Source organism: Streptomyces alkaliphilus, from assembly GCF_014141535.1.
Taxonomy (GTDB): domain Bacteria; phylum Actinomycetota; class Actinomycetes; order Streptomycetales; family Streptomycetaceae; genus Streptomyces; species Streptomyces alkaliphilus.
Genome location: NZ_VKHT01000106.1, coordinates 1 through 8,736, shown reverse-complemented (window position 1 = coordinate 8,736; position 8,736 = coordinate 1). Strand labels below are relative to the sequence as shown.

At 69.0% G+C, this 8,736-nt stretch carries 8 protein-coding genes and 1 pseudogene; 5 read left to right on the top strand and 4 right to left on the bottom strand.

Translation table 11 applies throughout. The annotated features are described in order from the left end of the window. Window positions 1-218, bottom strand: a pseudogene (locus FNQ90_RS06035) (hypothetical protein); the annotation flags it as partial. Window positions 219-432: 214 nt separating this feature from the next. Between FNQ90_RS06035 and FNQ90_RS06030 the strand changes: the two are divergent. Both FNQ90_RS06030 and FNQ90_RS06025 read left to right on the top strand, forming a co-directional pair. Further along, entirely contained in the window at window positions 433-1,314 is an 882-nt protein-coding gene (locus FNQ90_RS06030) for a helix-turn-helix domain-containing protein (protein ID WP_182605312.1), read from the top strand. Continuing rightward, the gene (locus FNQ90_RS06025; protein WP_323379799.1) at window positions 1,307-1,516 is read left to right on the top strand and encodes a DUF397 domain-containing protein; all 210 of its coding nucleotides are present in this window, start codon (window positions 1,307-1,309) and stop codon (window positions 1,514-1,516) included. Before FNQ90_RS06030 ends, FNQ90_RS06025 begins: the two co-directional genes overlap by 8 nt. 77 nt (window positions 1,517-1,593) lie before the next feature. On the opposite strand, the gene FNQ90_RS06020 is transcribed toward FNQ90_RS06025, so the two are convergent. After that, window positions 1,594-2,025, bottom strand: coding sequence for a mCpol domain-containing protein (locus tag FNQ90_RS06020; RefSeq protein ID WP_182605311.1), 432 nt, complete (start codon window positions 2,023-2,025; stop codon window positions 1,594-1,596). Between the two features lie 175 nt (window positions 2,026-2,200). Beyond that, entirely contained in the window at window positions 2,201-3,478 is a 1,278-nt protein-coding gene (locus tag FNQ90_RS06015; RefSeq protein ID WP_182605310.1) for an FAD-binding protein, read from the bottom strand. A gap of 214 nt (window positions 3,479-3,692) precedes the next feature. On the opposite strand from FNQ90_RS06015, the gene FNQ90_RS06010 reads away from it, so the two are divergent. Next, window positions 3,693-4,436 carry a sulfite exporter TauE/SafE family protein gene (locus FNQ90_RS06010; RefSeq protein WP_182605309.1) on the top strand — a complete coding sequence of 248 codons (744 nt, stop codon included), beginning with the start codon at window positions 3,693-3,695 and terminating at the stop codon, window positions 4,434-4,436. A 258-nt stretch (window positions 4,437-4,694) separates the two neighbouring features. On the opposite strand, the gene FNQ90_RS06005 is transcribed toward FNQ90_RS06010, so the two are convergent. Next, window positions 4,695-5,228 (bottom strand): pyridoxamine 5'-phosphate oxidase family protein, encoded by a 534-nt coding sequence (locus tag FNQ90_RS06005; protein ID WP_182605308.1) that lies wholly within the window; start codon window positions 5,226-5,228, stop codon window positions 4,695-4,697. A 231-nt stretch (window positions 5,229-5,459) separates the two neighbouring features. Here FNQ90_RS06005 and lanKC point away from each other — a divergent pair, with 231 nt between their 5' ends. Both lanKC and FNQ90_RS05995 read left to right on the top strand, forming a co-directional pair. Further along, window positions 5,460-8,207, top strand: coding sequence for a class III lanthionine synthetase LanKC (gene lanKC / locus FNQ90_RS06000; RefSeq protein ID WP_182605307.1), 2,748 nt, complete (start codon window positions 5,460-5,462; stop codon window positions 8,205-8,207). Window positions 8,208-8,321: 114 nt separating this feature from the next. After that, window positions 8,322-8,441, top strand: coding sequence for a SapB/AmfS family lanthipeptide (locus FNQ90_RS05995; protein ID WP_143622836.1), 120 nt, complete (start codon window positions 8,322-8,324; stop codon window positions 8,439-8,441). Window positions 8,442-8,736: the final 295 nt, after the last annotated feature.

The following is an 8,736-nucleotide window of genomic DNA, read 5'->3' as shown; positions in this document are numbered from 1 at the left end:
ACCTCCAGGCGGCACCACGGATCCCCGACATGGCGGATCACGTTGGTCAGCAGCTCCGAGGTGCCGAGGCGGGCGACGGACACCGCCTCGGCATCACCGCCCAGCCCGCGCACCACCACGGCCACCCGCTCCCGCCACTCCCCCACCTCGGCGGCCCGGGCCGTTATCTCCCACACGAAGGTCGGCGACGTGCGGGTGGGGCGAAGAGCGACCGACATGGGCCCTCCCATCGAACGGAGCACCCCCCAGATATGACTTTTGGTAGCAGGGGAAGCACTGAAAGTGATAGCGGCATGGTGGACTACGTCCCCGGGAGTCGTCAAGCGAGCGCCAGGCAACTTGCCAATCACTCGCTTCCTCAGACAATCACACTGGGCAACCATGTGACCTCGGCGCGGTACCCTCAACGGCGCGTACCTTCAGGGAGAGTCGATGACAGTTGTCGCCAACACAGGGCCGTTGGCGGCCCGTCGAAAGCTCGGTACCGAGCTACGGGTGCTTCGAGACCGTCACGGATGGACAGCCGAGGAGGTCGGAGCCCATCTGGGGTGTCACATCTCGAAGGTCAGCCGCCTGGAGCTCGGCAAGCGTGCCTGCACCAAGCGGGACTTCGAATCGCTCATGAACCTGTACGACGTCGATTCCGACCGCCGGGCGGAGTTGCGGGAACTGATGCTGAGGAGCATCCAGCGAACTCCTCCGTGGTGGCACGCCTACAACGATGTGATCAGCGCGAACTACGCCGAGTTCCTGACCTATGAGGCCGAGGCGTCCCACTGCCGGGAACATCAACCCCTGCTCATCCCCGGACTGGTGCAGACCGAGGCCTACGCCAGAGCGGTAACGACGTACGGCATCGACGCCGTGGGTCCGCAGCAGGTTGACACCCTGGTAGAGGTTCGGATGCGGAGGCAGGAACGACTACGGGAAAGCCCACCTCTTCAAATGGATTTGGTGATCACGGAGGCGTCCCTGCGCGTGAAGGTGGGAGGTCCCGCCACCATGAAGGGGCAATTGTGTCACCTGCTGTCCCTTCGAGAAGTGGAGAACGTTTCCCTCCGTGTCATTCCGTTCGACGCGGGCGAGAAGGGCACCAGTACCGGGGCCTTCACGCTCTTTGCCACGGGAGTCGGGCCGGGCGTTGACGCCGCATTCATCGAGTCGGCAGAGACTCGGACAATATTTCGGGACGATCCCGTCGCCGTGAGGCGCCTGGATCGCCTCTTCAACCACTTGACCTCCGCGGCTCTTCCCCAAGAGGCGAGCGCAACCCTGATCGAGCACATCGCGAAGGAGATGGAACACAGTGCCTGAGACTCCCACCCCGCAGGCTCGTATCATCGATGAGATCACCTGGATAAAAAGCTCCTACACGGCCAACACCGGAAACTGCGTGGAAGTGGCCCTCATCGCCAATGAAAACAAAACCTTGATACGAGACTCCAAGGATCCAAAAATTTTTCCCATTCAAGCTTCAACGGAAGCATGGAAAAAATTCCTCTCCTTTCGGACCTGATATTCGGTTTCACATCTCACCGTCTGCAATCCGCACGCATCAGAAGTTTGTCGAGTAGATAAAAACGATGACCGTCCTCACTTGTCCCACCCCAAGCCCTCGAATCGGTTGAATCGATTCTTCCCCGAAGATTTGGCGATCTTTAAAGCCAAATAGGCTTCCTTCATCGAGGGGCCATATCCACCCGAAAAGGTGAAACTCGTCTCCGCCACCACCCCTTTTACACCCGATATTATTCGCGTCAAATCTTCCAGAGGTGCAGACAGTAGAAAGCTGTCACCCCCTTGAAGTATGACATCCACACTTGGCGACTCGGAAACAACGAATTTCAGGCTTTCCACGACTTCACCGAAAGCATTCGAGAAGCTTTCTAAGCCCGCAGTATCTTCGGAGACCATATAAAATTCGAGGCGACGCCCGATATCATCGCCATCAAGCGCCAAGAACCACTTTTTCGACATATTGAACACCCCACCCCCCGCCTGGCAGATCGAGCCCTCGCAGTTCATGCCAGGCATACTATCGGGCCGACTTGAACCTTCTGATCACCTTTGGATCAAAGGGGGTTATAGTTCCGCCCTCAAATCACGCAACGGTCCTCCACTACCTGTCGGGTGCATCAAGTTGAGGTGAGAATTAGCGAATCAATGAGAGGCACCCACGCCACCCCTGTGTCCAGTTCTTCTAGTCCTCGACCAGGAGGTCGTCCAGGTAGGTGTTGCGGAAGACACCGTCGGGGTCGTGATCGGCGACCAGGCGACGGAAGTCCGGCAGGCGCTCGTAGCGGGCACCGATCGCGGCCGGGGTCAGGCCGCTCACCTTGCCCCAGTGGACCCGGGCGTCCAGCGGCAGGAGGCGCTGCTCCATCTCCGCGATGACCGGCACGACGGCGTCGGGGTCCTTGCGCCAGGTGAAGTGGAAGGCGACGGAGTCCCGGCCGCCGGTGGGGCTGAGCCACTGAGCGTCGGCGGCGACGGTGCGGATCTCCGAGATCAGCAGCACCGGCGCCATTCGCTCGCCCAGCTCGCGCAGGCGGGCGATGGCCTCGACCACCTCACTCCTCGGCACGAAGATCTCGGACTGCAACTCGTCGCCCCGGCTGGGGGTGAACTCGGCCCGGAAGTGCGGCAGCCGCTCGTGCCAGGGGCCGGGCACGCCGTTCTGCACGGTGCAGTGCTCGGCCGGCATACCGGGAACGGGGTGCCAGGGCTTGTCGGCGGGTCGTCCACCCATCCAGTCGGCGCCGGGGTGCGCGCCGCCGTCGGGTGCGTCGGTGCGCATCTTCAGCACGGCCGTGCCGGTGGTCCCGGCCCAGTCGGTGAAGACGCTGACGCTGCGGGCGACACCGAAGACTTCGTCGAAGTGCTCGACGACGGTGTCCAGCGGCACGTCCTCCTGCACCCACTGCGCGACCTCGAACGCGGGCTCGGTGCGCAGCGTCACCTCGGTGACCACACCGAGCGCGCCGAGGTTGACCACCGCGCCGCCGAACCGCTCGGGGTCCCGCTCACGGCTCAGTTCCACCGGCTCGCCGCCGGGGCCGATCAGGCGGACCGCCGTCACCGCGTCGGCCAGGCCGGGCTGCCGGTCACCGGACCCGTGGGTGCCGGTGGCCACCGAGCCGTAGACGGAGATGTGCGGCAGGGAGGCCATGTTGCCCAGCGCCCGGCCGCGCGCATGGAGGGCGGCGGCCACCTCGCCGTACAGCATCCCGGCGGAGACGGTCACGGTGGAAGCCGCCTCATCCAGCTCGAAGACCCGGGGCAGGGCGTCCACCCGCACGAGGTCGCCGTCGGTGTCGGCGATCAGGTTGAAGGAGTGCCCGCTGCCGAGCACGCGGACCCGGCGGCCGGCGGCCACCACACGGCGCAGTTCGTCCACCGTTTCCGGGCGGTGCAGCCGGGCGGCGCCGAAGGTCACGTTCCCGGCCCAGTTGCGGGCGACGGCACCGGTGGAGGTCATGCGCGATCCTGTTCGGTTCGGAGGGAATGTGCGGCGGACACCGGTTCGGACCAGGTGGTTTCCGTGGGATGTCCGGCCCCGACTGTAAGCCGAAACGGCTTTTCCCGACAGACCCCACCGGCCCCGGGAGCCCCGGGTTCCGGGGAGCGGGACAGTGGGGTGGAGGGGCGGGCGGCCGGAGATGGCCGCAAGGCCATCGGATAGGGTCCCGGCGATGTCCGATCCCACCCTGTGGGGATTCACGGCGCTGGTGATCGCCGCGTTGCTCGTCGGCTTCGCCAAGACCGCGATCGGCGGCGTGGCGGCGATCAGCGTGGCGATCTTCGCCGCCGTCCTCCCCGCCCTCGAATCCACCGGCGCGCTGCTGCCGCTGCTGCTGGTCGGCGACCTCTTCGCCATCCACGCCTACCGCAGGCACGCCGACTGGGGAGTGCTGGTGCGGCTCTTCCCCTCGGTGGCGGTGGGCGTCGGCGTCGGCACGGTGTTCATGGCCCTGGTGGACGACACGGTGATGCGACGCACCATCGGGGCGATCCTGCTGGTGATCGTGGGCGTGCACGTCTGGCAGCAACGGCGGCGCTCACCCGGGGAGTCGCCGCCCGCCCCGCACATCGCCCGCACCACGGCCTTCGGACTGGCGGCCGGGTTCACCACCATGGTCGCCAACGCGGGCGGGTCGGTGATGGCGCTCTACCTGCTGTCGGCGGGCTTCGCGATGATGGGATTCCTCGGCACGGGGGCCTGGTTCTTCTTCGCGGTCAACCTCTTCAAGCTGCCGTTCAGTGTCGGGCTGGGGTTGATCACCGTGGACTCGCTGATCCTGAACCTGTGGCTGGCCCCGGCCGTGGTGGTCGGCGCGCTGATCGGCAAGGCGGTGATCCACCGCATGGACCAGAGCCTCTTCTCCCGCCTGGTCCTCATCTTCACCACCCTCTCCGCCCTCAACCTGCTGCGTTGAGGGCGGAGAGGAGCGGCATGGCCAATACCCCCCAAAGGGGTGATGAGGACCTCTCCCGCGCGGCGGGCAAGATCGGGGAGGCGTAGTTGTTACCCCTCAAAGGGGTGATGAGGACGCCATTGTGAAGGTCCGGGTCAGGCACAGTCGAGTCGCGGTCTCGGCAGCCGATTTCTCAGCGGACCTCCGGTTGTGCACGATACCCCGGTGTGTCGCTGAAATCCGGCGTCCGGGCGGGACGGCCAAGCCGGGGTCCGCCGGTCAGAAGCGCCAGCGGGTCTGGCTGTAGGTGCCCTTGGCGAAGCCGAAGGCGGTGGTCGGGGCGATGCGGAAGGCCAGGGCCTCGCCGCCCTCCTCGTGGTGGAGCATCCCGTCGCGGGCGGTGAAGGCCCAGTCGGAGCCGTACTTGGCCAGGTAGGCGTGGGCGATCCGGCGCAGGGCCTCGTCGTCGGTGACGCGCTCGGCCGGTCCCTCGATGGTGATGTCCAGGCCGTGGCCGAGGGCGTTGGTGCCGGTGGTGAGGACGCAGTGCGGGTTGGTCGCGAGGTTGAGGGCCTTGCGTTCGCCGGGGCCGGTGGTGAAGTGCGGGGCGTCGTCCACCCACACCGACAGCAGTGGGGTGACGTGGGGACGGCCGTCGGCGCGGACGGTGGAGAGCCAGAAGATCTCGGCCGCCCGCACCGTCTCCAGTGCGGTCGGCCAGGGGGTGGCCGCGGCGCCGGGTTCGCTGAAGCCGGGGTGCAGCTCGGTGGTCGGGGTGGTGCCGGGGGTTCCTGACTTCTTCGTCTCCGCCATGGGATTCACCGTAGGGCGGGGCACCGACAGTCCGCCGGTGCCGTGGAGCCGGCGGAGTGATACGGGGCGTACGCCGGGCGGGTGGGGCGGGGTGGTTCGCCGGTGACGCGCGCCCGTTCGCGGCGCACCGGGTAAAGGGTGCGTTCCGCATGTCCGAGACATGACGGAAGCGACTGTTCCGATGAGCCGCCGATATGGAAATCTCATAGCCAGTCATCCGAAGGGGGATGAATGGACAAGCGGTACGAGGCTTTCTGTCTCGCCGACCCGTATTTCTACGAGACGCCCGCACGCGGCCCGGCCCGTTCCCGCGAGGGAAACGGAAACGGCACCGGCGGCACGAGTCGTGAATTTCCCGCCGCCCGTCGCCCGGTGCCCGCCGGCTGGACCACCGGTCGCGCCGGCGACTGGCTCCACCTGCACCCGGAGGGTGTGGAGCTCCCCGCCCAGGGCTGGAAGATCCACGTCTCGGCCCGCCCCGGGAACGCCGCCGGGATCGCCGAGGCGATCCACGACTACTGCGTCTCCAACCGCCTGTCCTTCAAATTCGTCCCGAGCCCCCACCAGGTTTACCTGCGGAATTCCAAGTACGCGCCGCGCGAGGGAGCCGGGAAATTCGCCACCCTCTATCCGGAGGACACCGAGCGGCTCCACACGGTGCTGGAGGAATTGGACGGCATCCTCGCCGGCGAGACCGGGCCCTACATCCTGAGCGACCTGCGGTGGCGGGAGGGGCCGCTGTACGTGCGGTACGGCGCGTTCACCCGCCGGCAGTGCCGCGACGAGAGCGGGGCCCTGGTCCCGGCGCTGGAGAACGCCGAGGGCGAGCTGGTGCCCGACCGGCGCAGGCCCGGCTTCCACCTGCCCCCGTGGGTGACGCTCCCCGACTTCCTCGAGCCGGCGCTGGCCGCCCGCAACGCCACCACGGTGCGGGACCTGCCCTACCGGATCGAGCGGGCCCTGCACTTCTCCAATGGTGGCGGCGTCTACGCGGGCACCGACACCCGCAGCGGCGAGGCCGTGGTGCTCAAGGAGGCCCGTCCGCACGCCGGTCTGGCGGCCGACGGTGTGGACGCCGTGGCCCGGCTGGAGCGCGAGGCGGCGGTGTTGGAGCGGCTCGACGGTGTGGACTCGGTGCCCCGGCTGCGGGACCGGTTCACCCTCGGGGACCACCGGTTCCTGGTGATGGACCACCTGCCGGGCCGCACCCTGAACTCGTTCTTCGCCGAGCGACACCCCCTGTTGACGCCGCGCACCGACCGGGACGCGATCGCCGCCTACACCCGGTGGGCGCTGGGGATCCACGCGGCGGTGGAGCGGGCGGTGGGCGCGCTGCACGAGCGGGGCGTGGTCTTCAACGACCTGCACATGTTCAACATCATGGTCGCGCCGGACGAGACCTCGGTGGCGCTGCTGGACTTCGAGACGGCCTCCTATCCGGGCGCCGAGACGCGACAACTCGTCGCCCACCCCGGTTTCCTGGCACCGCCGGACCGCTCCGGCCCGGCCGTCGACCGGTACGCGCTGGCGTGTCTGCGGCTGGCGATGTTCCTGCCGCTGACCAGCCTCCTGGGGCTGGACCGGGGGAAGGCCGCCCACCTGGCGGAGCTGGCGTCGGGGCTGTTCCCCGACCTGCCCGCCGGATTCCTGGACGCCGCGGTGGCGGAGATCGAGAGCGGCTCCTCCCCCACCGCGGACACCAACCCCGGGAACGGGGCCGGGAGTGTGCTCGCCGCGAACCCGGGGCGCCGGTCCCGTCGGACGGATGGGCCGGGGGCCGATGACCGGTCCCCCGACCGGGAGTCGATGGTGCGGGCGATCCTGTCCTCCGCCGACCCCGGGCGCACCGACCGGCTCTTCCCCGGCGACATCGCCCAGTTCGCCGAGGGCGGGGGCACCTGTCTGGCACACGGCGCGGCCGGGGTGCTGTACGCGCTGGCCGAGGTGGGCGCGGACCCGTACCCCGAGGGCGAGCGCTGGTTGCTGGACCGGGTCGCGCAGCCGGATCCGAGGACGCCGCCGGGCCTGTACGACGGGTTGGCGGGTGTCGCCCTGGCGCTGCACCGGCTCGGACACGCGGAACGGGCGCTGGAGTTGACCCAGGCGCTGTGTCTGCCGGGACGCGCGAAGGGCTGGGAGCACCTGCCGGTGGACCTGTTCGGCGGTCTGGCCGGGATCGGCCTGACGCTGGACCACCTGGCCGACGCGGGGGCCGGGGAGGCCGCCCGGCGGGGCGCGGAGTCGATCGCCGAGCGGTTCGCCGACCACCCCTCGTTGGTGGGGCCGGTGGGCCCCGACTCCCGCGCCGGGTTGCTGCACGGCGCGTCGGGAGCGGCCCTGTTCCTGATCCGGCGGTACGAACGCGACGGGGAGACGGCCCGGTTGGACGCGGCGGGCGCGGCGCTGCGCCGGGATCTGTCGCGCTGTGTCCCCGACCGCTCGGGCACCCTGCTGGTCGACGAGGGCAACCGGTTGATGCCGTACGTCGGGGCGGGGAGCGTGGGCATCGCCATGGTGCTGGACGCCTACCTGGCGCACCGCCCGCACGAGGAGGACCTGGCGCGGGCCCGGGCCGCGATCCTGCCCGCCGCGCGCTCCCGCTTCTACGTCCAGCCCGGTCTGTTCCGGGGTCGGGCGGGGATGATCCTGCACCTGGCCCGCACCCCGCTCGACGGTCCGGCGAAGGACCGGGAACGGGACCTGTCGGAGCAGGTCGACGCGATGGCCTGGTACGCGGTCGCCCTCGGCGGCGGAACGGCCTTCCCCGGCGACCAGATGATGCGGCTGTCGATGGACCTGGCGACCGGCACCGCCGGGTGTCTGCTGGCCCTGACCGCCGCCCGGGAGCCCGATCGCGGTATCGGGCTGCCCTTCCTGCCGCCCCTCGCCCCGCGTGGCGACGGCCGGCCCCACGAACGCCCCCGCACGACGGGGGTGCACCACAACCGAACAGCACCGTCGCCGCTCGTCTCACGATGAGTCCGGTGACCGGCGCACTCCCGGGGCTTCGGAAAGCGGTAGTGCCCGGAGAACCCCCGGAGAAATCCACCACATCGCATATCGGATGCGACAACCGACGAAAGGGATACCGTCATGGCTCTCCTGGACCTGCAGATGATGGACGCCACCCCCGAGACCACCGAGTTCGGGGACACCAGCACCGCCAGCCTGCTGCTCTGCGGTGACAGCAGCCTGAGCGTCGTCACCTGCTGACGTCGGTCCGTCCGCCGTGGCCCCGGGTGGTTTCCGCCCGGGGCCACGGCACCGGCGTGTCCGCGACCGGACGTCGGGGCCGCAGCGGGCCCCGGGGGGTCCCGAACGGAATCCGGCCCGGGCGGCCGGACGGACACGGCAGCCGATGAGACGAGAGGACCCCGACGAGCCCGACCGGCGACGGCCGGGGCCGGGCGGTGCCCGGCAGGGCCCACGGGTCGCGGGCCGAGGGCCGAGGGGCCGGGAAAGGAGCGTTGAGGACCGTGCCGAAGAAAGCAGCCGTGCCCACCCCACC

Bases quoted from the DNA above. Each gene is read 5' to 3' on its own strand.
- FNQ90_RS06015 (WP_182605310.1), bottom strand. From the start codon at position 3,478: ATGACCTCCACCGGTGCCGTCGCCCGCAACTGGGCCGGGAACGTGACC.
- FNQ90_RS06010 (WP_182605309.1), top strand. From the start codon at position 3,693: ATGTCCGATCCCACCCTGTGGGGATTCACGGCGCTGGTGATCGCCGCG.
- FNQ90_RS06005 (WP_182605308.1), bottom strand. From the start codon at position 5,228: ATGGCGGAGACGAAGAAGTCAGGAACCCCCGGCACCACCCCGACCACC.
- lanKC (WP_182605307.1), top strand. From the start codon at position 5,460: ATGGACAAGCGGTACGAGGCTTTCTGTCTCGCCGACCCGTATTTCTAC.
- FNQ90_RS06030 (WP_182605312.1), top strand. From the start codon at position 433: ATGACAGTTGTCGCCAACACAGGGCCGTTGGCGGCCCGTCGAAAGCTC.
- FNQ90_RS05995 (WP_143622836.1), top strand. From the start codon at position 8,322: ATGGCTCTCCTGGACCTGCAGATGATGGACGCCACCCCCGAGACCACC.
- FNQ90_RS06020 (WP_182605311.1), bottom strand. From the start codon at position 2,025: ATGAACTGCGAGGGCTCGATCTGCCAGGCGGGGGGTGGGGTGTTCAAT.